Genomic DNA, 22,832 nt, shown 5'->3' with positions numbered 1-22,832 from the left:
GGAAAGCAGTATGAGTATGGAAAAATTAATCCCGAGAGCGCTTTTTGGCGCTGTATCGGCACTCCTGCTGAGTGTGTCTTTTCTGGCGCATGCCGGCTCTCGCGTGGACGATGTCCGCCTTTGGCCGGCACCCGACCACACCCGGCTCGTGCTGGATACGGCGGGCAAGGTTGCCCACAATATTTTTTCTCTCCAGAACCCCTCGCGACTGGTTATTGATCTCAAAAATGCCGAGCTCGGCGCGGACTTTGAAGCACTGGACCTGGCCGGCAGCCCTATCAAGCGTATTCGGAGTGCGCCCCGAAACGGTAGCGACCTCCGGGTAGTGCTGGACCTGAAAAGCGACATCAAGCCCCGCAGCTTCCAGCTGGAGCCAAACGGCCAGTATGGCCACCGGCTTGTGGTCGACCTGATCGACGAGAATGGCCGGAGGTTTGAAAAAACCGCCAAACCGACCGTGACACAGAGCGTTGGAGGCCAGCGCGATATTGTTGTTGTAATTGATGCAGGGCACGGCGGTGAAGATCCGGGCGCTATTGGCCCGAAGGGGACCCGCGAGAAAAACGTTGTTCTGCAAATGGCAAAAACCCTGGCGGCCCTGATTGATAAGCGGCCGGGTTACACTGCCAAGTTGACCCGTACCGGTGACTATTACATAGGCCTGCGAAACCGGACGCTGCTGGCGCGCAAGTACAACGCCGACCTGTTCGTGTCGGTGCACGCTGATGCCTTCCGCACTCCTCAGCCAAAGGGGGCGTCGGTATTTGCCCTGTCCCAGCGCGGTGCAACCAGTGAAACCGCACGCTGGCTGGCTCAGAGCGAGAACCGCTCTGACCTGACAGGCGGAGTCTCCCTGGACGGTCGGGATGACATGCTGGCCGGCGTGCTACTGGACTTGTCGATGACCGCCAGTATCAACGCCAGCCTCGGTGTGGGCAGCTCGGTGCTGGGTAACCTGGGCCGCGTGGCCAAGCTGCATAAACCACGGGTAGAACAGGCGTCCTTCGTGGTGCTCAAGTCTCCGGATATCCCTTCGATCCTTGTGGAGGCTGGCTTCATTTCCAACCCCGAGGAAGAGAAAAATCTGAACAGCCAGTGGTATCGTGACCGATTGGCATCAGCGATCATGCAAGGCATTGAAGACTACTTCCAGAAAACACCGCCGCCGGGAACCATGCTGGCGTGGCAGAAACAAAGGGGCAGTTCGGCCGTCAGTCATTACCAGATCAAGGCCGGCGACACTTTGTCCGGCGTAGCCAGGGAAAACCAGACCACGGTCAGCGAGCTGATGCAGTTTAACGGCCTGACAGACGACCGTGTTATGGTAGGGCAAACCATTCGTATACCCGCTTCCTGAGTAAGAGGTTTTTCCAGAACATGCCCCACATTCAGTTGCTCTCGCCGCGGCTCGCCAACCAGATTGCCGCGGGCGAGGTGGTGGAGCGTCCCGCATCGGTTGTCAAAGAGCTTGTCGAAAATTCGCTGGACGCCGGTGCCGGCAGAGTCGATGTTGAAATAGAGCAGGGCGGCGTCAAGCTGATCCGGATCCGGGATGACGGTAGCGGTATCAGCGAATCCGACCTGCCTCTGGCGTTGAGCCGCCACGCCACCAGCAAGATTACCAGTCTTGATGACCTCGAGTCCGTTGCGTCCCTGGGTTTTCGCGGTGAGGCCCTGGCGAGTATCAGCTCGGTGTCCCGTCTCACCCTGACATCCCGCACGGAAGAACAGGAAGCGGCGTCAAGGGTGGAAGTGGAAGGCCGGGACATGGACGCCCACATATCACCGGCTGCGCATCCGGTCGGTACGACCGTGGAAGTTCGGGATCTGTTCTTCAATACCCCGGCGCGCCGCAAGTTTCTGCGCACAGAGAAAACTGAATTCAATCATATCGAAGAGTGTGTCCGGCGCCAGGCCCTGAGCCGTTTTGATGCCGGATTCACCCTGCGCCATAACCAGCGGGTGGTTCAAAGCCTGCGGCCCGCGGAGACCCCGCTGGATAAAGAGCGCCGGATCGGATCCCTTTGCGGCCAGCAGTTTATTGATAACGCGGTGGTCATCGATGCCGAAGCGACCGGGCTGCGCCTGTGGGGCTGGGTGGCATTGCCCACCTTTTCCCGCAGTCAGGCGGATCTGCAGTACTTTTTCGTGAACGGCAGGGTGATCCGTGATCGACTGGTGGCCCACGCGGTCCGCCAGGCGTATCGCGACGTTCTGTACAATAACCGGCATCCGGCGTTTGTCCTGTACCTGGAACTGGACCCTGCCACGGTCGACGTCAACGTGCACCCAACCAAGCATGAAGTTCGCTTCCGGGATGGTCGCCTGGTCCACGATTTCATTTTCCGGACACTGCACAAGGCGCTCGCGGATGTTCGGCCCGATGATCACTTCCGTGGCGCGGTTGCGCAGTCGGTGGTTCGGGAAGGGGGAGCAATGCCCGGTACAGGGGCAGAGGCCACAACGTCCGCAGCAACAAGCTGGGGGCAGCCTGCGCAGCCGGCGGTTCCTTCGCCGTCGTCGCCGGGCGCTTCCGGTTACGGCGGCTACCAGGCCTCCCAGCCCCAGCAGGAATGGCGCGCCAGCGATCAGATGGCGTTCTACAGTTCGCTGAATACTGGCGGTGGCGTTACCAATGGACAATCGTCAGCCGCCATCGCCGATCTGTCTGTTGCAAGTCCGACGCCCCCCGCCGACAGCGACGAGGAGCCTCCGCTGGGTTACGCGATTGCCCAGTTGCACGGCATCTACATTCTAGCTCAAGGCAAGGCCGGCCTTATTGTGGTGGATATGCACGCTGCCCATGAGCGGATTACCTACGAGCGGATGAAGCGGGCGCTTGCGGACCAGGATCTCAAGAGTCAGCCTTTGCTGGTGCCGGTATCTCTGGCGGTCAGCCAGAAGGAGGCCGCGTTGGTCGAGACCCATGGAGGCGAACTCCAACAGCTTGGACTGCAGATTGAGCGTATAGGGCCGGAAACCCTGGCCGTTCGGCAGGTGCCGGCGCTACTTCGAGGAGCAGACACCGAACAGTTGGTGCGGGATGTGTTGTCGGACCTGATCGAGCATGGTCAGAGCGATCGAGTGGAGGCCGTCACCCATGAGCTGCTCGGCACCATGGCGTGCCACGGCTCCGTTCGGGCCAACCGGCAGCTGACCATTCCTGAAATGAACTCTCTGCTTCGGGACATGGAAGCCACCGAGCGCAGCGGCCAGTGTAACCATGGGCGTCCGACCTGGACGCTGGTCACCCTGTCCGAGCTCGACAAGTTGTTCCTACGCGGTCGCTGACCTATGGCGCACGAGAACGGGGCCAACTCTACCCAGAAGCCGCCCGCCATCTTCCTGATGGGGCCCACGGCTTCGGGCAAGACCGATCTGGCCATCGAGCTTTGTAAGCGACTGCCCTGCGACATCATCAGCGTGGACTCGGCCCTGATCTACCGAACCATGGATATCGGGACCGCCAAGCCCAGTGCCGAGGAGCTGGCGGCCGCTCCCCACCGTTTGATCGATATCTGTGATCCGGCCGAAACCTATTCAGCCGCGGATTTTCGCCGGGATGCCCTGGCGGAAATGTCGGCCATCAGTGCAGCCGGACGCATTCCGCTGCTGGTGGGCGGCACCATGATGTACTACAAGGCCCTGCTGCACGGTATGTCACGCTTACCGTCGGCCAGTCCGGAAATCCGCCACGCGATCCAGCAGGAAGCGGAGGAGAAAGGCTGGCAGGCCTTGCACGGGGAGCTCGAGCTGTACGACCCGGTTGCTGCCCGCCTGATTCACCCCAATAACCGCCAGAGGCTGATGCGGGCGCTGGAGGTCTACCGCCTGACCGGCAAGCCGATTTCATCCTTCTGGCAGGCTGAATTCGCCAATCCATCACAAAATCAGCGAGATGGGGTTGAGGATTTCACCTATTTCACCCAGTGGCAGGCAGACGAATCCGAAGAGCTACCGTATACTGTTATTCAGCTGGCTGTAGCCCCGTCAACGCGGAGCCAGCTTCATGAAAGGATTCATCAGCGGTTTTTAAACATGCTGGAGCATGGCTTCCTTGATGAGGTGCGTTCACTGATGGCGAGGGGGGATTTGCATCCCGATCTTCCCTCCATGCGCTGTGTCGGTTACCGGCAGGCCTGGGATTTCCTGGCCGGCAACGTTGACTATGACGCGTTTGTGAACAAGGGGGTTGCTGCAACCCGGCAGCTGGCCAAGCGCCAGATGACCTGGTTGCGGAAGTGGTCGGATGTGTTCTGGCTCGACAGCGGGGACCCAAAGATCACCGAGACTGCCTTGAAAAACATCGGGCTTCGCACCACTTTTAAAATTGACGATGACGATCTGAATTAACTAAAAACAGGAGAACACCCATGTCAAAAGGGCACTCGTTACAAGACCCTTACCTGAATGCCTTGCGCAAGGAGCGCGTGCCGGTATCCATCTTCCTGGTGAACGGTATTAAACTCCAGGGCCAGATTGAATCTTTCGATCAGTTCGTGATTTTGCTGAAAAACACTGTCAGCCAGATGGTCTACAAGCATGCCATTTCCACTGTCGTGCCGGCGCGCAATGTTCGCCTGCCGCAGCAGGGCACGGCAGGCGAGGGTGAGTCTGAAGACTGAATTGTCAGACCGCCCGAAGATCGCCACCCGCGTTTCCGACGAACCTCAGGGTTCCAAGGACGCGGGTGTTTGTTTTTATAGCCCGTTGAAATGTTTCCACCGGAGTTGAATTGGTTTGTTTGAACGTCCCGATGTTGGCGAACGCGCCGTACTGGTTCATATCGATTTCACCGCTTACGATGACGCTGAAGACCCGGGTGAATTCCGGGAGCTGGTCACTTCTGCCGGTGTGGAGCCTGTGGCCCAGATAGGAGGTTCCCGCAAGCAGCCAAGTCCCCGCCTCTTTGTGGGTGAGGGAAAACTGCAGGAAATCCGGGATGCGATCCAGGCTTACGAGGCGGATGTGGTGCTGTTCAATCACGCCCTCAGCCCAAGTCAGGAGCGTAATATTGAACGGGAACTGAAGTGCCGGGTGCTGGATCGCACGGGGGTTATTCTCGACATTTTTGCTCAGCGGGCCCGCACCCACGAGGGTAAGTTGCAGGTTGAGCTGGCCCAGTTGGAGCATATGTCCACACGCCTGGTTCGCGGCTGGACACACCTGGAGCGTCAGAAAGGCGGGATTGGCCTGCGCGGACCGGGTGAAACCCAGCTGGAAACCGACCGACGGTTGCTTCGGGAGCGCATCAAGTCAATCCACAAACGGTTGGCAAAGGTTCGTCGTCAGCGTGATCAGGGGCGGCGTGCCAGGCAGCGGGCTGACATTCCGACGGTGTCTCTGGTCGGTTACACCAACGCAGGCAAATCTACGCTGTTCAACCGAATTACAACCTCCAGCGTATACGCTGCTGATCAGTTGTTTGCCACACTCGACCCAACCCTGCGCAGGTTGGAACTCCCGGACATCGGGCCCGTAGTGATGGCGGACACGGTGGGTTTCATTCGGCACCTGCCCCACAAACTGGTGGAAGCCTTCCGGGCAACCCTTGAGGAAACCACCGAGGCGACCTTACTGCTGCACGTCGTGGATTGCTACGATAGCCGCAGGGACGACAATATCGAACAGGTGGAATCCGTGCTCGCCGAAATCGGTGCGGACGAGATTCCGGTTCTTCAGGTGTTCAACAAGATTGATTTGCTTGAAGGTTTTTCTCCAAGGATTGATCGTAACGAAGATGGAATCCCGATCCGGGTATGGGTCTCTGCGGTAACTGGCGAAGGGATCGATGACCTGTTCGACGCGATTGTGGAGCGCCTCGCCGAAGACGTCGTCCACTATTTTGTCTTGCTTGGGCCAACAGACGGCAAACTGAGGGCTCTGTTGCACGAGGCGGGTTCGGTATTGAGTGAAGAGCACCGGGAGACCGGCGATGCGGTGCTGGAGGTCCGGTTGCAGAACCGTGACTGGCGGCAGTTGCTCAGCCGTGCAGGAATGAATGAAGAATCGGTTCGCCTTGATGATCGCCATGCCTGAAAGCGCATGGGCTATTGCCGGGGCGATGATAAATCCCTAGTATTTGCAGCCATCTACACGTAAGGAACGGAGAGCACTATGGCCTGGAACGAACCGGGTGGAAATCGCAATGACAACGACCCCTGGGGAACTGGCGGAGGTCGGCGCGGCGATGATCAGGGGCCGCCAGACCTCGACGAAGCGCTAAAGAAAGGTATCGAAAAGCTGAACAAAATGCTGGGTGGCAAAGGCTCCCGCAACGACGGAGGCGGTTCCGGAAGTTCCGGAAGTTCCGGCGGATTCGGTGCGGTTCTGGCACTGGGCTTTTTGCTGTTCTTGGGTTATGTGATCTACCAGTCTTTCTACACGGTGGACGAGCAGGAGCGGGCAGTAGTCCTTCGATTCGGTGAATTTAACCGCACCGAGGAGCCAGGTCTGCGCTTCAAGGTGCCGCTGATTGATGATGTCACCAAAGTGCTTGTTACCAACGTGCGTACAGCCGAGTCCAGCGGTCAGATGCTGACCCAGGATGAGAACCTCGTTACCGTTGATCTGCAGGTGCAGTACCGGGTTGAGGATGCCAAGGCTTACGTCCTGAATGTACGGGATTCGAACCAGGCTCTTGCCTTCGCAACCGACAGTGCGTTGCGCCACGAGGTGGGTAGTTCGTCGCTGGACGATGTTCTGACCGAGGGGCGTGCTGAGCTTGCGGTGCGAGTTGAGCAGCGGCTCCAGCGTTTCCTTCAGGAGTATGGTACGGGCCTTCAGATCGTCCGGGTGAACGTGGAAAGCACACAACCGCCGCCCGCGGTTCAGGACGCTTTCCGTGAAGTTCAGCGCGCCCGTGAGGACGAACAGCGCGTGAAGGAAGAAGCCGAAACCTATCGAAACAAGGTGGTTCCTGAGGCGCGTGGTCAGGCTCAGCGGATGATTGAGGAAGCTAACGCTTACAAGCAGGAAGCGATTGAGCGCGCTCGTGGTGAGTCGGCTCGCTTCACCGAACTGCTGTCAGTGTATAAGCGGGCTCCGGAAGTCACCCGGGAGCGTTTGTACCTGCAGGCTCTGGAATCAGTACTTTCTAACAGCAGCAAGATCTTTGTTGATACCGAAAGCAGTGGAAACATGATGTATCTGCCACTTGATCGTCTGACACAGGGTGCCTCGCTGCCCCGCAGTTCCCGGAGTGGCGACAGCCAGTCATCCGGCGACCGAAATGGGGACGTGGATATTCAGGAGTTGACCGAGCAGGTCATCCGGGAGCTTCGCTCCAGACAGGAGACTAACGGACGGAGGAGCAGATAATCATGGGACCTAAAGGTGTATTGGGGCTTGCAGGCACCCTGATTGTTGTCCTGCTCGTTCTCTCAAGTGTTTATATCATTCCGGAAACCCATCGAGGTGTCCTGTTACGCTTCGGTGAGTTGGTGGAAACTGATATCCCGGCTGGCCTTCACTTCAAGGTGCCGGTGATTGATCAGGTGCGGGAATTCGATATCCGGGTACTGACCATGGATCTGCCTTCGCGCCAGTACCTGACCACCGAGAAGAAGCCGCTGGATGTGGATTCCTACATTGCTTGGAAAATCCTTAACGTGGACCAGTTCTACCGGGCGACTGGTGGTGATGAGTTCCGGGCCCAGTCTCTGCTGTTGTCCCGCGTGGACAACGGCCTGCGGGACGAATTCGGTATCCGTACCATGCACGAGGTGGTCTCCGGTCAGCGTGATGAGCTGATGCACGCTCTGAGGGATCGTGTCAACGAAACCTCTGTCCAGGAATTTGGCATCGAGGTTCTCGACGTGCGGGTCAAGGCCATCGAACTGCCGGGCCAGGTCAGCGACAACGTCTATCGTCGGATGGCCACCGAGCGGGAAAAGCTGGCTCAGGAATTCCGTTCTCGCGGTCGTGAGCTTGCCGAAGGCATTCGTGCGGATGCGGATCGTCAGCGCACGGTTGTTCTTGCGGAAGCTTTTGCCGAGTCGGAAGAGACGCGCGGTGAAGGTGATCGGGAAGCCGCCAACATCTATGCGGATGCGTACGGTTCCGATGCTGAGTTCTACAGCTTCTATCGGAGCTTGCAGGCCTACCAGAAGACCTTCTCCGGTAAAGGCGATATCATGGTGATTGATTCTGACAGTGACTTCATGAAGTTCCTCAAGGACCCTATGGGCGCCCAGTAAACCGCGTGCCCGAGTTGAAAACCGGAATACCTCGGTATTCCGGTTTTTTTGTGTCGTCCAAGCGTGTAAAATCCGAGCGGTTTTGTGTCAGGGTTTTACTGCCCTGAGTCGCCTTAAATCCTGTGTAACCGCCAACGGGCTGTATGCCTTGGCGAGTCTGACGGACAATGTTATCTCATGACAGTATCTGATCGCTGGTTACTGCCGGACGGGGTGGAAGACATTCTGCCGCCGCTGGCCGGACGGATCGAATCCCTGCGCAGGGATGTAATGGATACCTGCCAGCGCTGGGGCTACCAGCTGGTTATACCTCCTCTGGTTGAATATCTGGAGTCGCTGTTTACCGGCACCGGTAATGATCTTCAGCTCCAGACTTTCAAACTGACGGATCAGCTCACTGGCCGGATGATGGGCGTCCGGGCTGACATGACGCCCCAAGCTGCCCGTATCGATGCTCACACCCTTGCACAGGATGGCATTACCCGTCTTTGCTATGCGGGTCATGTGCTGCATACCCGTCCCCGTCATATGCTGACCGGCCGGACTCCGATTCAGGCCGGCTGTGAGTTGTTTGGCAGCGCTTCCGAGGCTGCCGATATGGAAGTCATCCGGTTGATGCTTGAAAGCCTGCGGGTTGCTGGTCTGCCTCGTATTCACCTGGATCTCGCTCATGTGTCCATCTACCAGAGTCTGATGGGGGCGGCGGACTTTGGTCATGAGACTGAGGCGGCCATTTTTGACGCCATGGCGCGCAAGTCGGTACCGGAACTGGATGAACTGCTTGGACACTGCGAGGCAGGTTCGCCCGGAGCCAGGCTGAGAGATCTTGCCCGGGTCAGTGGCGGGCGCGAGGCGCTTGAGCAGGCTCGCGACATCCTGATCGGCTTCTCGGAGGATCTGGATGCCGCGCTGGGCAAGTTGAGCCGCGTGTCTGAAATGCTGGCAGAAAGTTATCCGGAAGTGAGTCTTGGCTTCGATTTTTGCGAGCTTCGTGGCTACAACTATCACACTGGGCTGGTGTTTGCCGCCTACGTTCCCGGTCATGGCGACTCGGTTGCCAAAGGCGGCCGTTACGATGCCATCGGCAGCGATTTTGGCCGTGCAAGGCCGGCAACAGGCTTCAGTCTGGATATTCGGGCGCTGGTGTCGCTCGGTGAACGTCCCTTCAAGGTGGCCGGCGCCATCTGGGCGCCATCGGATGAGGATGCGGCGTTGGAAGAGGCTATCCTAGAATTGAGAGCGAACCATTCGGTTATCCGTGCCTTGCCGGAGGACGCTGGAACGAATCCTGTTGTCAAAGGCTGTGATCGTCACCTGGTTAAGCGTGATGGTAAATGGGTCGTTGAGAATCTCGGTTGAGACCCGAGGGTCTCTACCATCAATTACACGTATTTGGATGAAATGCCTGCCCCAAGGGCAGCGGCACTGAGAGAAAATCATGGGTAAAAACGTTGTTGTGCTGGGCACCCAGTGGGGTGATGAAGGCAAGGGTAAGATTGTTGACCTGCTGACCGACAAGGTGGCCGCGGTTGTTCGCTTTCAGGGCGGACACAATGCCGGTCATACACTGGTTATCGATGGCAAGAAAACGGCCCTTCACCTGATTCCGTCCGGGATTCTGCGCGAACACGTGGTGTGCCTGATTGGCAACGGCGTTGTGTTGTCCCCGGAAGCGCTGCTGAAAGAGGTTCGGGAGCTGGAGGCCAATGGTGTCGCTGTGCGCGACCGACTGCGCATTTCGGAAGCCTGCCCGATTATCCTGCGTACCCACGTTCGCATTGACCAGGCCCGCGAGCGCGCCCGTGGCAATGACAAAATCGGTACCACCGGTCGGGGTATTGGCCCTGCCTATGAGGACAAGGTTTCCCGGCGCGGTATTCGCCTTGGCGATCTGGCGAACCCCGCTGATTTCGAAGCGAAGTTGCGTGAAATTATGGCCTACCACAACTTCGTTTTGACCGAATACTTCAAGGAAGAGGCCGAAGACATTGATGCTGCTCTGGCCGAGCTGAAGCAGATGGGTGAGGAAATCCTGCCGATGGCGGCGGATGTGACCGACATGCTGCACGACTTCCGCAAGCGCGGTGAGCATATCCTGTTCGAAGGCGCTCAGGGCTCCCTGCTGGATATCGATCTGGGCACCTACCCGTATGTAACCTCCTCCAACACCACCGCAGGCGGTACCGCTACGGGTTCCGGTTTCGGGCCCCTGTTCCTGGATTATGTGCTGGGCATTACCAAGGCCTACACCACTCGCGTTGGCTCCGGTCCGTTTCCGACCGAACTGTTTGATGACATGGGAAATCATCTGGCGATCAAGGGTAACGAAGTCGGCACCACCACCGGTCGTGCCCGTCGCTGTGGTTGGTTCGACGCGGTGGCCCTGCGCCATGCCATTCAGATCAACAGTGTGTCGGGTATCTGCCTGACCAAGCTCGACGTGTTGGACGGACTGGAGACCGTGAAGGTCTGCGTGGGCTACAAGACGCCGAATGGCGAAATCACTCGCCCGCCCATCGGCTGCGACAACTACAAGGACATTGAGCCGGTGTATACCGAGCTTCCTGGTTGGAGTGAGAGCACCGTAGGGCTGACCGGCATCGATCAGTTGCCCGAGAACGCCAAGGCCTATATCCGCTTCCTCGAGGAGCAGATTGAGGCGCCGATCGATATTATTTCTACCGGTCCGGACCGGGTGGAAACCATCACTCTGCGTCATCCCTTCGGCGAGTAAGTCTACCGAAGCAAAAAAGCCGCCCCACGGGGCGGCTTTTTTGTGTCAGGGTTTTTCGGCAATGACGGTGGCCCGCTTGGGCCCCGGATAACCTTCAATGGTTCTGGTCGGGTCTTCGGGATCGAGGAAGTCTTTCAGCGAATTGAATCGCATCCAATCGGTACTTCGTTGCTCCTCGGTGGTGGTTTCCGTGACATCCACCACCCGGGCGTTCTCGAATCCCGTGCGGTCCAGCCAGCGCAGCAGGGTATCGCAGCTGGGCAGGAACCAGACATTACGCATCTGGCCGTACCGGTCTTCGGGCATCAGGCTGTAGCCCTCGGGTCCGTCGACAACCAGTGTCTCCAGGACCAGTTCGCCGCCTTTGCGCAGGGTGCCTTTGAGTTCCAGCAAGTGGTCCAGAGGGGAACGGCGGTGATAGAGCACGCCCATGGAGAAGGTGGTGTCAAAGGCCTGCAGGTTCTCCGGCAGGTCCTCCATTCGAATGGGCAGCAGGTCAACCGGTACATGGCCGAGATAGCGTTTGACACTGAGGAACTGGAACAGGAAGAGCAGACCGGGGTCAATGCCAATCACCCGCCCGGCACCTTCGCCAAGCATTCGCCAGCAGTGGTAGCCTGACCCGCAGCCAACGTCGAGGATTCGGCGGCCCCTCAGGTCTGACAGGTAGGGTGATACCCGATCCCATTTCCAGTCTGAACGCCACTCGGTATCAATGTGGATACCGAAGAAATCGAATGGCCCCTTACGCCAGGGCATCAGGCCCTTCAGCGAGGCTTCGAGCTGCTCCTGTTGAGCGGACGAGAGGGGCGTCCGGGATTCCAGTGTTACTGCCGGGCAAGTGAGGTTTCCGTTGACCTCAGGCAGCTCGGGAAGGCCGTCAAGGGCGTTCAGCCAGCGCACCATGTCGCCGTGGGGCCGTTCCTCAAACCGGAGCGTGAGTTGTTTGCGAAGTTGCTCGGCCCAGCGTGCCTGGGGGCCATTGGAGGCGGTCAGCTCTTCGAAGAGCCTTTGGTAACAGGTTTGCCAATCGAAGTGTGTCATGGGTGCGAGTGATGTTTAACCGTTCTTGATGGCCAGCATGGAGACAAAATTGAAGCACTGGTACCACACCATCACATCGTCGAATCCGGCGTCGACCAGTCGCTGCTTGTGAGCGGCCAGGGTCTCAGGTATCAGTACCCGTTCAATGGCGCTCCGCTTCTGACTGATTTCCAGATCGGAATAGCCATTGGCCCGTTTGAAATCATGGTGCAGCCGGGTTTGCGTATTTTGCTCCCGCTCGGATTCGAACTGAATTTTTTCCGACAGGATGAGCACGCCTCCGGGGCGGGTTGCCCTGGCAATGCGGGTCAGCAGGGCTGAGCGCTCCTCCGGTGCGATGAACTGGAGGGTGAAGTTCAGGGTTGTGACCGAGGCATTGCTCAGCTCGGTATGCAGGATGTCCTCGCACCTGAGCGTGACCGGCATCGGATTGTCGTCGAGGGCGATGTAGTGCTCGCAGCGCTCGATCATGGCGCTGGAGTTGTCGACACCGAACAGGGCACAGTCCGGATAGGAGATGCCATGGCGCATGGCCAGCGTAGAGGCGCCCAGAGAGCAGCCGAGGTCGTAGCAGTTGGAGCCGGCCTGTGCGTACTGTTCGGTAATCACCTCGATCATCGGGATGATGGTGGTGTAGCCGGGCACTGACCGGCGAATCATGTCGGGAAACACCCGAGCCACCGATGCATCAAAGCGGAAGTCGTCGGGTCGCCGCTCGGTGGCAAAGAGTCGGTCGGTGGCCTGTTCGGGTGGCTTGCCCGGAGACTTCGGTTTACTCATTGTCAGCAGGCTCCGCGGATTCAGTGGCATCGGGGACAGAGGGGGCTGTTGGTGAGGGACGGTAACAGCGTACGCCCCGGTTTTTGTAGTCCACCAGAATGCCGCGGAATGATGGGTCGACATCGGCGGCAATGGCCATATACCCGTTCTCGCAGGTAGCGTGCAGTTCAGAGGCTTTGTGTGACATCCGGAAGGGCTGGTCCGGATTGACGTGAATGGCCTCAAAAGTGCCAACCGGAACGTGGTCCTTGTTGTCGGAGTGATCAATCCGGCCGCTGGCCTCAAGGACGAGCACCGTTACAACGATGGAAACCACGGCCGTCAAAATCAGGCTGCGAACCGTATACTGGGCCTCTTGCTCGGGCATGCTTACCTCAAATGCTGTGAAACGTTGAATGACTCAGTGTTGGCCGGGGAGTGACAGCGATGGTGACTGCAGGGCGGCCAACTGCTCCCTGAGCGCAAGAATCTGATCAGACCAGAAGCGGGGTTTGCCAAACCACGGAAAGAAGCGGGGAAATGCCGGGTCGTCCCAGCGTCTGGCGAGCCATGCGCAGTGGGCAATCTGCCGGTAGCAACGCAGTGGTTCGATCAGGTGCCGTTCTCTCCGGTTGAAGTCCCGAAACATCTCGTAGCCTTCAAGCAGCTCTCCCAGCTGGGCTCCTCGCTCTGAATCCTCTCCGTTGAGCAGTAACCACATATCCTGGATGGCTGGCCCGGTGCGGCAATCGTCCAGGTCCACAAACAGCATCTGCTCGTCGCGGCACAGGATGTTGCCGGCGTGGCAGTCGCCATGCAGGCGCAAGTCTACCACAGGTCCTGCGTCATCAATTCGGGCCGCGCACAGCTCGATCAAATCCCGGAGCAGGCTGTCCCAGGCAGGGCGCAAGTCTTCCGGTATCCATCCGCCTTCCACCAGCAGTTGATTATTCGCAACCAGGCCATCGAGTAATGACAGGGCCGGCCGGTGCCGGAACGTTTGCTTGGCGCCAATGTTGTGCAGCTGGCCGAGCCATTGCCCAAGGCGATAAAGGGTATCCGTTACGCTGACATCCGGAGCCTGGCCGCCTCGCTGTGGGAACACAGCAAAGCAAAAGCCGGAGTGGCTGGCCAGGGTGTCCCCAGAAGGCATTTCAAGTGGCGCGACCACGGGAATATCGGCGTCAACCAGCTCCCGGGTAAAGTCATGCTCTTCACGAATCTGGGCTTCAGTCCATCGGCCGGGGCGGTAGAACTTGGCAATGACCGGTGTGGTTTCTTCCAGGCCAACCTGGTAAACCCGGTTTTCGTAGCTGTTGAGGGCAAACAGGCGCCCATTGATGTCGAAGCCCACGGATTCCAGGGCGTCCAGTATGGTATCTGGCGTCAGGGCATCGTAGGGGTGGGAAGATTCTGTAGCAGTTTGGTGGTCGTGGGTCATAGGGCAGCGACTCAGAAGTCCGTCTCGTAATCGGATTTCATGGCCCGAATATGATACCAGTTTTCATCCAGTTCCCAGCGAATTCGCCGGATACCTTCGGCTCCCAGAACAATGTCGCCGGCCCGGGCTTGAATTTGGGCGAGTTCGCGCTCGGCGCGCTGCCAGGCTTTGTCACTTTCGGCCAGACTTTTCATGCTTGGAAAAACCGCACCCAGTGCCTGCTGGGTAGAGACATTGTGCGAGCGCAGTGAGCTCATGATGGCTGTGTTTCCTTCCACGCGAAGTACCCGGTGTTGATAGGGGTAGCCGGCAACCACGGGGTCTGACTTCAGCAATTCGTTCAGACTGATGACCTCAAAGCCGCGCCAGCCGAGCCAGCTGACGAACACTGCGGCTACAACCATCACCAGTAAAAACTGCTTTTTGTCTGACATACCTGCTGGGCTCCGTGCACATTTTCAGTATTCCTGACGCAGAGTATAACTGGTCTGATCCACTGAGTAATGGGTGCTTCGCGCTGCAGTGCGCTGGATCAATCGGTTATGCTTTTCCCACTACACGGTGATGTTCAGGGAGTAAGGTTTGTCGGCAGAGTCGCTTGAGGTACAAACGGTTGTGATCGGTGCGGGCGTGGTTGGTCTTGCCATTGCGCGCAGCCTGGCCCTGGCCGGGCATGAGGTGGTGATTGTTGAGCAGGGCCCGCGTTTTGGTGAGGGCTTGTCGTCGCGCAACAGCGAGGTCATTCATGCCGGGATCTACTATCCCGAGGGCAGTCTCAAGGCCCGCTTGTGTGTCCGTGGCCGCAAGTTGCTGTACGACTATTGCGGTGAGCACCGGGTAAACCACCGCAAATGTGGCAAATGGATTGTCGCCAGTTCGCCGGATCAGGTCGTATCGCTGGAAAGGATTGCGCGAAAAGCCGAAGCAAACGGGGTGGCGTTGAAGCTGGTCGACGGTCCGGATCTGGCGCAAGCACTGCCCCGGCTTTCAATCTGCTCGGCGCTCTGGTCGCCGGAGACCGGGATTGTCGATAGTCATGGACTGATGGTGTCTCTGGTGGGCGAACTTGAGGACGCTGGCGGTCGCATTGCGTTCGGAACACCTGTTCTGGAGGCCGAGTCCTGTTCGGGCAGTCACCGTTTGCTTATCGGAGGCGATACGCCTTGTGAGTTACGTGCTGAAAACGTGATCAATGCGGCGGGCCTGGGGGCGGTCAACCTGGCAAAACACTGGCAGGGTCTGCCTGACCATGGCAAACCGCGGCAGTGGCTCGCCCGGGGCGTTTACTTCAGTTATCGCGGCACGCCTCCGGCGGATTGCCTCGTGTATCCGGTGCCTGAGCCAGGTGGTCTCGGAGTGCATCTGACCCTGGATCTCGCCGGTCAGGCCCGGTTCGGCCCGGACGTGGAGTGGATCGATGAGATTGGTTACCACGTCGACCCGGGGCGGGGCAGGCGGTTTGTTGAGGGGCTGAGGCGCTGGTGGCCGGAGGTTGATGAGTCCCGCCTGGAACCCGCCTACGCCGGTATTCGCCCGAAGTTGAGCGGGCCGGGTGAACCGGCTGCCGATTTTCGAATTGATGGCCCTGAGGCGCACGGCGTGGCTGGTCTGGTTAATCTGTTTGGCGTTGAGTCGCCTGGACTGACGTCGTGCCTCGCGATTGCCGAGTACGTGAAGTCCCGGTTGTCCTAAAGCGGCGTTCGCGCCAGCGCCCAAACCTGTATGTCCTGTGCCCCCTGATTCTTGAGGGCGGATGCAAGGCTGCGTGCGGTCGCCCCTGTGGTGACCACATCATCGATGATGGCGATGCGGCTCGGAACTTCCCCCTTCAACTCAAAGACCCGGCGCAGATTTTTCAGGCGTTCATCTCTCCCCAGACCACGCTGACTGTCGACGTGGCGTTTGCGTGCCACAAGGCTGGAGGCGACGGGTATCGCCAATTGCTTCGCCAGTTCCTCTGCAATTACCTGGGCCTGGTTGAACCCGCGGGCCAGGCGACGCTTCCGGTGCATGGGCGCCGGTATAAGGGCGTCCGGTCTGGGAATGGTTTGCTCTTGCATCAGGGTTTCGAGCTGTGATGCCAGGTCCGCCACAAGGGGGCGAAGGAATTGTCTCTGCCCCTGATCCTTAAAACGCCGAATCATGGCATCGGCCGGAAAGCGATAAAGCCAGGGGATGATCGAGCAGGAGAAGGACGGAGGGTTGGACAGACAGTCGCCGCACACCAGGCCGGACATGGGCATTGGCATTGCGCAGGTCTGGCACGGGTGATTATTGCGCGGCAGATCATGCCGGCAAGGGCTGCACAGGCCGTCTCTCGCTGAGGTATCCAGGCAAGCAACGCAGAGCCCTGCCTTGCGAGACCGGTTAACCTTTAGTGTTAACAAGGTTGACAGGATGTCTGTGCTCTTTATCATCTGGTTCTTCCGTAAACCCAAAGGCCGGAAAAGGTTAACAGGACTCCTTTATGACTGCTACTGCACCCCGTCACGACTGGACGCTTCAGGAAGCGCGTGCGCTGTTTGAATTACCGTTTAATGATCTGCTTTTCCGTGCCCAGAGCGTTCACCGTGAACACTTTGATCCGAATGAGGTTCAGGTCAGCACGCTGCTGTCCATCAAGACCGGCGCCTGCCCGGAGGACTGCAAATACTGTCCGCAAAGCGGTCATTACAACACCGGGCTTGAGAAAGAACGGTTGCTGGAGATCGAGAAGGTCGTCGCGGAAGCCCGCGCAGCCAAGGAGCGTGGCGCATCGCGTTTCTGTATGGGGGCGGCTTGGCGAAGTCCTTCTAAGAAAGACATGCCCTACGTGCTGGACATGGTGAAACAGGTCAAATCCCTTGGGATGGAGACTTGCATGACCCTCGGCATGCTGAAGGAAGATCAGGCAAAAGAGCTGGCCGATGCGGGTCTGGATTATTACAACCACAACCTGGATACCTCCGAAAAGTTCTACAGCCATATCATTACCACCCGTACCTATCAGGACCGCCTGGATACGCTGGACAATGTCCGCAAGGCCGGGATGAAGGTGTGTTGCGGCGGCATCATGGGCATGGGCGAAGACGAGGATGACCGCGTTGGTTTGCTGGTTCAGCTGGCGAACCTGCCACAGCATCCGGAAAGTGTGCCGGTCAACATGCTGGTGAAGGTGAAGGGTACCCCGATGGAAGATGTGGAGGATCTCGATCCGTTCGAATTCATTCGCATCATTGCCGTGGCCCGAATCATGATGCCAGCCTCCCACGTGCGCCTGTCTGCCGGCCGGGAGAACATGAATGACCAGATGCAGGCGCTGTGCTTTATGGCGGGCGCCAACTCCATATTCTATGGCGAAAAGTTGCTGACCACTGCTAACCCAGAAGCCGATGCCGATATGCGGTTGTTCCAGCGCCTGGGCATTCGCCCCGAACAGCGCGAGCAGTGCGCAACGGAAGATCAGCAAATCGAGGCGATTGCCGGCGCTGTGGAGCACGAAGCGACCCGGCATTTGTTTTACGATGCCACCCGTGAATCGGCCGCATCCTGATGTGGCCCGTCACTAAAACTGTCTGAGTAAACTCACGTTTTACGGGGTGTGTCGTTGCGAGATTTCGAAGCTGAGTTGGCAGAGCGGAAGCGGGCCGGGCTCCATCGGGTCCGGCGTCAGATTTCTGGTCCACAGCAACCGGTGCTGACCTCGGATGGCCGGGAAATTCTGTCCTTTTGCAGTAATGACTATCTGGGGTTGGCCAATCACCCGGCCAACCTCGATGCCTTGCGCCAGGCTCTGCCGTCAACGGGGCTGGGCGGGGCCGCATCCCATCTGATCTGTGGACACCACGATGCCCATCATCAACTGGAGCAGCGTCTGGCTGAGTTCACTGGTCGGAGTTCCGCGCTGTTTTTCTCCACCGGTTACATGGCGAATATGGGGATCATCGCCGCGCTCGCGGGGCGGGGCGATACTATTTTCTCTGACCGCCTGAATCATGCGTCAATCATTGACGGCTGCATTCTCAGCCGTGCCCGGGTGCACCGGTATCCCCATGGTGATGTGGCGGCTCTGGAGTCGATGCTGAAGAAAACTTCCGGACACAAGCTGGTCGTGACTGACGGTGTGTTCAGTATGGACGGCGATGTGGCCCCGTTGCGCGAATTGGCCCGACTGTGTCGTGAGCACGATGCGCTGCTGGTCGTGGACGATGCCCATGGTATCGGTGTGCTCGGACCTCAGGGCCGGGGCAGCGTGGCAGAACTGGGGCTGTCGGAGCAGGAGGTGCCGGTACTGATTGGTACATTGGGCAAGGCCGTGGGCACCAGTGGTGCGTTCGCGGCCGGGCCCGAGGTGCTGATGGAGTATCTGGTTCAGAAGGCCCGCACCTACATCTATACAACGGCCATGCCGCCCGCCATTGCGCTGGCGACCTGCGCCAGTCTGGATGTCATTGAGCGGGATGACGCCCGTCGGGAGCACCTTGGCAGTCTGATAACCCGGTTCCGGCAAGAGGCCGGGGCCTTTGGCTACCGACTGATGCCCTCGGAAACCCCAATCCAGCCCATCATGGTGGGTGATAACTGGAAAGCCCTGGCACTGAGTAAGGCCCTGGAAGAGTGGGGGGTGCTCGTGACCGCCATCCGGCCACCCACGGTGCCGGAGGGAGAGGCCCGCTTGCGTGTGACGCTGAGTGCAGCGCACACCCATGGCGATCTTGACCGTTTGCTCGACAGCCTGTCCGCGTGTCGGTCACTGTTGGAAGGGACGGAGGAAGGCCTGTGAATGCCGCTTTGCATACCTTGGTAGGGCCGGACCTGTCGGAATGCCAGAACGACCTTCCGATTGCGGATAAGGTGGATATCGCCCGGGAATTTGGCGTGGCCAGTGCCACGTATGAGCAGGCCTCCAGGCTTCAGCGCCTGATGGGGAATGTTATGATTGCCGAGCTCTCGCGGGCTGGGTTCCAGGGGGAGCGTGCTCTGGATGTTGGCTGCGGGACGGGGTGGTTCACCAGAGCGCTGGCAGGCATGGCATCTGTCGGTCGGGTGACGGGCGTTGATCTTTCTGCTGGCATGGTTGAGCGCGCGCGCAACAACGTAACCGGGGATGTATCTTGGCTGGTTGCCGATGCGGAACACCTGCCCCTGCCGGATGATAGTGTTGACCTTATTTTCAGTAACCTGATGATCCAGTGGTGTTCGGACCCTGTTCCGGTGCTCCTGGAGTGTCGCAGGTTGCTCAGGCCCGGCGGCCGTTTGATGCTATCGACGCTGATGGATGGCACGCTGAACGAGTTGAAGAAGGCCTGGGAGGTAGCAGATCCGGGTCGTCCTCATGTCAATCGCTTTGAGCCGGAGCATCGACTGCGTGAACTGGTCACGCAGGCATTGCCCGGAGCCCAATTTGTGCGTCGCACCATTGCCTTGCCCTACGACTCTCCACTGGCGCTGACGGGCGAACTGAAACAGCTGGGCGCCGGATTCAAGGGAGATGCCCGCCGCAAGACGCTGACCGGCCCAGGTCGTGTCCGCGCCATGTGCAAGGCTTACCCCAGGCAGCCGGACGGCAGCGTGGCGGCAAGCTACGAAGCGGCCTGGGTGTATTGGCAGGCGTAATCGCATTCGCAACTGAGAAGGATATTTTAGCTCCATGGCACGTAAAACCTATTTTGTGACGGGCACTGACACCGGGGTGGGCAAGACCATGGTATCGGCGGCCATTCTTGAGGCCGCCCGCTCGATGGGTAAGCGCACGCTGGCGATGAAGCCGATTGCCTCGGGGTGTGACAACACGCCTGATGGCTTGCGCAATGAAGATGCGTTGCTGCTTCAGGGGGCCATGACCGAAGAGCTTGCCTACGACGTGGTCAATCCGATCGCGTTGGAGCCGGCCATTGCCCCCCATGTGGCTGCTCAGCAGGCGGGAAAATCCATAACGGCGGGGCGGCTGGCGGGGTACTGCCGCGGGCTGCAAATGCGTTCTTCCGATCTGATGCTGGTTGAGGGGGCCGGTGGTTGGCGGGTTCCCCTGAATGAGCGCGAGACTTATGCCGCGCTCCCCAGAGAGCTGGAGATGCCGGTTATTCTCGTAGTTAGCCTGAAGCTGGGATGCATTAACCATGCATTGCTGACGGCAGAAGCCGTACGCGCTGATGGTCTTCGCCTGGCTGGCTGGGTTGCCAATCGCCCGGAAAAGGACACCATGAGCTGTGAACAGGAAACCTTCGACTATCTTCTTGGTCATATCGGCGCGCCCTGCCTGGGCAGCCTGCCCTGGAATCCGGAGGCGGATGCTGTCACCCTATCTGCGCACTTGAATATCAGTCCGTTATTTGAAAATTGACCTGAAGCGTTGCTTGCTTGAGTCAATGATCAGTAACGCGCTATCGACAGGGGTTCAAGGGGCTCGGAATGGCACGGTGGGCATGGAAGGTGCCGCCAGGAGAATCGCCAGGGCCAGTATGCGGGTTCTGTGTCCTACAACTATCAAAAGCTTCAGCGCAACCGACACTTTTCGTTCAGTCGCCGCCATCGTTGCAGATGGCTGGCGTTCTGTATCTCTTTTGGGCTCCCTCAGGGCCTGATTCCCTTCTTCACTGCCTGAATTCATGGTTGGCCCGAGGGCGGCCTTACGTATGCGCTCGCGTTTGCATCCATGGGTGACGTACGGCAACACAAATTTCTTGCCTGGCTATTGACAATTCTGTGCCTCGAAACGTATGTTTCAAACAAGTGTTTAATTAAGGCTGTGGCGCCCGTCGCTGCAGTGTCTGAGTAAACCCAAGGCTTATAGCTGCATCCTGTTCAGCTAAGTCCGCGAACTGAGGTTGATTACATGCCTGAATACAAAGCGCCCCTGCGTGATATCAAATTCGTAATGAGCGAGCTGCTGAGCAGTGAACAGCACTATGCCAACCTGGAGGGTGCAGAGGATGCTACTCCGGATATGGTTGATGCCATTATCGGGGAAGGAGCCAAATTCTGTGAGCAGGTTTTGTCTCCGCTCAATCAGGTGGGTGACAAGGAAGGTTGCACCTGGAGCGAAGACGGCGTTAAGACGCCGACTGGCTTCAAAGAAGCTTACCAGCAGTACGTAGAAGGCGGGTGGCCTTCCATGACTGCGGATCCGAATTACGGCGGTCAGGGCCTGCCTCACTCTCTCGGTCTGGTTATGAGCGAGATGGTTGGTACTTCCAACTGGTCCTGGGGTATGTACCCTGGCCTGAGCCACGGCGCTACCAACACCATTGAAGCACACGGCACCGAAGAGCAGAAGCAGGTTTACCTGACCAAGCTGATCAGCGGTGAGTGGACCGGCACCATGTGCCTGACCGAGCCGCACTGTGGTTCTGACCTGGGGACTCTGCGCGCCAAGGCCGAGCCGAACGCTGATGGTTCCTACGCGATTTCCGGTACCAAGATCTTTATTTCCGCTGGTGAGCACGATATGGCCGAGAACATCGTCCACATCGTTCTGGCGCGTCTGCCGGGCGCTCCGGAAGGCACCAAGGGTATCTCTCTGTTCATCGTGCCCAAGCAGCTGCCGAATGAAGACGGATCTGCCGGTGAGCGTAACGCGGTTTCCTGTGGCTCTCTGGAGCACAAGATGGGGATCCACGGTAACGCCACTTGCGTTATGAACTTCGACGGCGCCAAGGGCTGGCTGATCGGACCTGAGAACAAGGGTCTGAACTGCATGTTCACCTTCATGAACACCGCTCGTATCGGTACCGCTATCCAGGGTCTGGGTGCTTCCGAGCTGAGCTTCCAGGGCTCACTGGTCTACGCCAAAGAGCGTCTGGCTATGCGTTCCCTGAGCGGACCGAAGAACCCGGAAGGCATTGCTGACCCGATCATCGTTCACCCGGACGTTCGTCGCATGCTGCTGACCCAGAAAGCGGTTGCAGAAGGCGCGCGTGCGTTGATCTACCTGACTGCACAGCAGGTGGACATCGTTCACGGTGGCAAGACTGAAGAAGAGCGTAAGGCGGCTGACGAAGCACTGAGCTTCCTGACACCGATCGCCAAGGCGTTCCTGACCGAGATCGGTCACGAAGCGGCTAACCTGGGTATGCAGGTATTCGGTGGCCACGGCTTTATCTCCGAGTGGGGCATGGAGCAGAACGTTCGTGACGCCCGTATCGGTATGATCTATGAGGGTACTACCGGTATCCAGGCGCTGGATCTGCTGGGTCGTAAGGTGCTGATGACCCAGGGCGAGTCTCTGAAAGGCTTCACCAAGCAGGTTCACCTGTTCTGCAAGGAAAACGCCGACAACGAGCAGCTCCAGGAATTCATCGAGCCGCTGGCAGCGATCAACAAGGAATGGGGCGAGCTGACCATGAAGATCGGCATGAGCGCCATGAAGAACCGTGAGGAAGTCGGTGCGGCCTCTGTTGATTACCTGATGTACTCCGGTTATGCCGTGTTCGCCTACCTGTGGGCTCGCATGGCCAAGGTTGCTCTGGACACCATGGCTGAAGGTACATCTGAAGAGATGTTCTACAACGCCAAGGTTCAGACCGCTCGCTTCTATTTCAAGCGCATGCTGCCGCGTTCCAAGGCGCACGCTGAAATGATGCTGGCTGGTGCTGACAGCCTGATGGATATGCCTGAGGAAGCCTTCGCTTTCTAAGCGATAGGCGTTTCGAAGGACGATCCTAGAAAAGCCCGCTCT

21 protein-coding genes are annotated in these 22,832 nt (G+C 58.6%); 15 read left to right on the top strand and 6 right to left on the bottom strand.

Features of this window, described 5'->3' with window-relative positions; translation table 11 throughout:
* Positions 1–10: 10 nt before the first annotated feature.
* The 9 genes from K8I84_RS07130 to K8I84_RS07090 all read left to right on the top strand — a co-directional run bounded on the left by K8I84_RS07130 (position 11) and on the right by K8I84_RS07090 (position 10,932).
* Positions 11–1,357: an N-acetylmuramoyl-L-alanine amidase gene (locus K8I84_RS07130; protein WP_223794047.1), complete on the top strand. Its 1,347-nt coding sequence runs from the start codon at positions 11–13 to the stop codon at positions 1,355–1,357.
* A gap of 20 nt (positions 1,358–1,377) precedes the next feature.
* Positions 1,378–3,291: a DNA mismatch repair endonuclease MutL gene (gene mutL / locus K8I84_RS07125; protein ID WP_223794046.1), complete on the top strand. Its 1,914-nt coding sequence runs from the start codon at positions 1,378–1,380 to the stop codon at positions 3,289–3,291.
* Positions 3,292–3,294: 3 nt separating this feature from the next.
* Complete coding sequence (miaA, locus tag K8I84_RS07120) at positions 3,295–4,353, top strand: tRNA (adenosine(37)-N6)-dimethylallyltransferase MiaA (RefSeq protein WP_223794045.1); 1,059 nt, start codon at positions 3,295–3,297, stop codon at positions 4,351–4,353.
* A gap of 20 nt (positions 4,354–4,373) precedes the next feature.
* Positions 4,374–4,625, top strand: a complete 252-nt coding sequence (hfq, locus tag K8I84_RS07115) for an RNA chaperone Hfq (RefSeq protein ID WP_223794044.1) — start codon at positions 4,374–4,376, stop codon at positions 4,623–4,625.
* A 115-nt stretch (positions 4,626–4,740) separates the two neighbouring features.
* Positions 4,741–6,039 carry a ribosome rescue GTPase HflX gene (gene hflX, locus K8I84_RS07110; RefSeq protein ID WP_223794043.1) on the top strand — a complete coding sequence of 433 codons (1,299 nt, stop codon included), beginning with the start codon at positions 4,741–4,743 and terminating at the stop codon, positions 6,037–6,039.
* A gap of 78 nt (positions 6,040–6,117) precedes the next feature.
* Positions 6,118–7,320 (top strand): FtsH protease activity modulator HflK, encoded by a 1,203-nt coding sequence (gene hflK / locus K8I84_RS07105; RefSeq protein ID WP_223794042.1) that lies wholly within the window; start codon positions 6,118–6,120, stop codon positions 7,318–7,320.
* Positions 7,321–7,322: 2 nt separating this feature from the next.
* Positions 7,323–8,198, top strand: coding sequence for a protease modulator HflC (gene hflC, locus K8I84_RS07100; protein ID WP_223794041.1), 876 nt, complete (start codon positions 7,323–7,325; stop codon positions 8,196–8,198).
* 177 nt (positions 8,199–8,375) lie between these two features.
* Entirely contained in the window at positions 8,376–9,557 is a 1,182-nt protein-coding gene (locus tag K8I84_RS07095) for an ATP phosphoribosyltransferase regulatory subunit (RefSeq protein ID WP_223794040.1), read from the top strand.
* Positions 9,558–9,636: 79 nt separating this feature from the next.
* Positions 9,637–10,932, top strand: coding sequence for an adenylosuccinate synthase (locus tag K8I84_RS07090; RefSeq protein WP_223794039.1), 1,296 nt, complete (start codon positions 9,637–9,639; stop codon positions 10,930–10,932).
* A gap of 45 nt (positions 10,933–10,977) precedes the next feature.
* Here the strand turns inward: K8I84_RS07090 and cmoB are convergent, their stop codons facing one another.
* From cmoB to K8I84_RS07065, 5 genes are read right to left on the bottom strand one after another with little or no spacing between them, the layout of a single operon-like run.
* A complete protein-coding gene (cmoB, locus tag K8I84_RS07085; RefSeq protein WP_223794038.1) occupies positions 10,978–11,976 on the bottom strand; it encodes a tRNA 5-methoxyuridine(34)/uridine 5-oxyacetic acid(34) synthase CmoB in 999 nt (332 codons plus the stop codon).
* 15 nt (positions 11,977–11,991) lie between these two features.
* Positions 11,992–12,756 (bottom strand): carboxy-S-adenosyl-L-methionine synthase CmoA, encoded by a 765-nt coding sequence (cmoA, locus tag K8I84_RS07080; RefSeq protein ID WP_223794037.1) that lies wholly within the window; start codon positions 12,754–12,756, stop codon positions 11,992–11,994.
* Positions 12,749–13,123: a kinase gene (locus K8I84_RS07075; RefSeq protein ID WP_223794036.1), complete on the bottom strand. Its 375-nt coding sequence runs from the start codon at positions 13,121–13,123 to the stop codon at positions 12,749–12,751. The genes cmoA and K8I84_RS07075 overlap by 8 nt, the downstream gene beginning before the upstream one ends.
* Positions 13,124–13,156: 33 nt before the next feature.
* Positions 13,157–14,176: a serine/threonine protein kinase gene (locus tag K8I84_RS07070; RefSeq protein ID WP_223794035.1), complete on the bottom strand. Its 1,020-nt coding sequence runs from the start codon at positions 14,174–14,176 to the stop codon at positions 13,157–13,159.
* A gap of 11 nt (positions 14,177–14,187) precedes the next feature.
* On the bottom strand, positions 14,188–14,610 hold the full coding sequence (locus K8I84_RS07065) for a hypothetical protein (RefSeq protein ID WP_223794034.1): 423 nt from the start codon (positions 14,608–14,610) through the stop codon (positions 14,188–14,190).
* A 148-nt stretch (positions 14,611–14,758) separates the two neighbouring features.
* On the opposite strand from K8I84_RS07065, the gene K8I84_RS07060 reads away from it, so the two are divergent.
* The gene (locus K8I84_RS07060; protein WP_223794033.1) at positions 14,759–15,868 is read left to right on the top strand and encodes an NAD(P)/FAD-dependent oxidoreductase; all 1,110 of its coding nucleotides are present in this window, start codon (positions 14,759–14,761) and stop codon (positions 15,866–15,868) included.
* On the opposite strand, the gene K8I84_RS07055 is transcribed toward K8I84_RS07060, so the two are convergent.
* A complete protein-coding gene (locus tag K8I84_RS07055) occupies positions 15,865–16,593 on the bottom strand; it encodes a ComF family protein (RefSeq protein WP_411722661.1) in 729 nt (242 codons plus the stop codon). The genes K8I84_RS07060 and K8I84_RS07055 overlap by 4 nt on opposite strands.
* A 50-nt stretch (positions 16,594–16,643) precedes the next feature.
* Here K8I84_RS07055 and bioB point away from each other — a divergent pair, with 50 nt between their 5' ends.
* From bioB to K8I84_RS07030, 5 genes are all read left to right on the top strand, one after another.
* Positions 16,644–17,708, top strand: coding sequence for a biotin synthase BioB (bioB, locus tag K8I84_RS07050; RefSeq protein ID WP_223794031.1), 1,065 nt, complete (start codon positions 16,644–16,646; stop codon positions 17,706–17,708).
* 54 nt (positions 17,709–17,762) lie between these two features.
* On the top strand, positions 17,763–18,938 hold the full coding sequence (gene bioF, locus K8I84_RS07045; RefSeq protein WP_223794030.1) for an 8-amino-7-oxononanoate synthase: 1,176 nt from the start codon (positions 17,763–17,765) through the stop codon (positions 18,936–18,938).
* Positions 18,935–19,771, top strand: a complete 837-nt coding sequence (gene bioC, locus K8I84_RS07040) for a malonyl-ACP O-methyltransferase BioC (RefSeq protein WP_223794029.1) — start codon at positions 18,935–18,937, stop codon at positions 19,769–19,771. The genes bioF and bioC overlap by 4 nt, the downstream gene beginning before the upstream one ends.
* Positions 19,772–19,805: 34 nt before the next feature.
* Complete coding sequence (bioD, locus tag K8I84_RS07035) at positions 19,806–20,498, top strand: dethiobiotin synthase (protein ID WP_223794028.1); 693 nt, start codon at positions 19,806–19,808, stop codon at positions 20,496–20,498.
* Positions 20,499–20,990: 492 nt separating this feature from the next.
* A complete protein-coding gene (locus K8I84_RS07030; RefSeq protein WP_223794027.1) occupies positions 20,991–22,790 on the top strand; it encodes an acyl-CoA dehydrogenase C-terminal domain-containing protein in 1,800 nt (599 codons plus the stop codon).
* The last annotated feature ends 42 nt before the right edge of the window (positions 22,791–22,832 follow it).

It is taken from the genome of Marinobacter sp. F4216, assembly GCF_019931195.1.
GTDB classification, from domain to species: Bacteria; Pseudomonadota; Gammaproteobacteria; order Pseudomonadales; family Oleiphilaceae; genus Marinobacter; species Marinobacter suaedae.
The sequence above is the reverse complement of the archived record's forward strand: the minus strand, read 5'-3'. Positions and strand labels throughout refer to the sequence as shown.

Excerpts from the sequence above, each read along its gene's own strand:
- K8I84_RS07130 (WP_223794047.1), top strand. The coding sequence starts at position 11 with ATGAGTATGGAAAAATTAATCCCGAGAGCGCTTTTTGGCGCTGTATCG.
- mutL (WP_223794046.1), top strand. The coding sequence starts at position 1,378 with ATGCCCCACATTCAGTTGCTCTCGCCGCGGCTCGCCAACCAGATTGCC.
- miaA (WP_223794045.1), top strand. The coding sequence starts at position 3,295 with ATGGCGCACGAGAACGGGGCCAACTCTACCCAGAAGCCGCCCGCCATC.
- hfq (WP_223794044.1), top strand. The coding sequence starts at position 4,374 with ATGTCAAAAGGGCACTCGTTACAAGACCCTTACCTGAATGCCTTGCGC.
- hflK (WP_223794042.1), top strand. The coding sequence starts at position 6,118 with ATGGCCTGGAACGAACCGGGTGGAAATCGCAATGACAACGACCCCTGG.
- hflC (WP_223794041.1), top strand. The coding sequence starts at position 7,323 with ATGGGACCTAAAGGTGTATTGGGGCTTGCAGGCACCCTGATTGTTGTC.
- K8I84_RS07095 (WP_223794040.1), top strand. The coding sequence starts at position 8,376 with ATGACAGTATCTGATCGCTGGTTACTGCCGGACGGGGTGGAAGACATT.
- K8I84_RS07090 (WP_223794039.1), top strand. The coding sequence starts at position 9,637 with ATGGGTAAAAACGTTGTTGTGCTGGGCACCCAGTGGGGTGATGAAGGC.
- cmoB (WP_223794038.1), bottom strand. The coding sequence starts at position 11,976 with ATGACACACTTCGATTGGCAAACCTGTTACCAAAGGCTCTTCGAAGAG.
- cmoA (WP_223794037.1), bottom strand. The coding sequence starts at position 12,756 with ATGAGTAAACCGAAGTCTCCGGGCAAGCCACCCGAACAGGCCACCGAC.
- K8I84_RS07075 (WP_223794036.1), bottom strand. The coding sequence starts at position 13,123 with ATGCCCGAGCAAGAGGCCCAGTATACGGTTCGCAGCCTGATTTTGACG.
- K8I84_RS07070 (WP_223794035.1), bottom strand. The coding sequence starts at position 14,176 with ATGACCCACGACCACCAAACTGCTACAGAATCTTCCCACCCCTACGAT.
- K8I84_RS07065 (WP_223794034.1), bottom strand. The coding sequence starts at position 14,610 with ATGTCAGACAAAAAGCAGTTTTTACTGGTGATGGTTGTAGCCGCAGTG.
- K8I84_RS07055 (WP_411722661.1), bottom strand. The coding sequence starts at position 16,593 with ATGATAAAGAGCACAGACATCCTGTCAACCTTGTTAACACTAAAGGTT.
- bioB (WP_223794031.1), top strand. The coding sequence starts at position 16,644 with ATGACTGCTACTGCACCCCGTCACGACTGGACGCTTCAGGAAGCGCGT.
- bioD (WP_223794028.1), top strand. The coding sequence starts at position 19,806 with ATGGCACGTAAAACCTATTTTGTGACGGGCACTGACACCGGGGTGGGC.
- K8I84_RS07030 (WP_223794027.1), top strand. The coding sequence starts at position 20,991 with ATGCCTGAATACAAAGCGCCCCTGCGTGATATCAAATTCGTAATGAGC.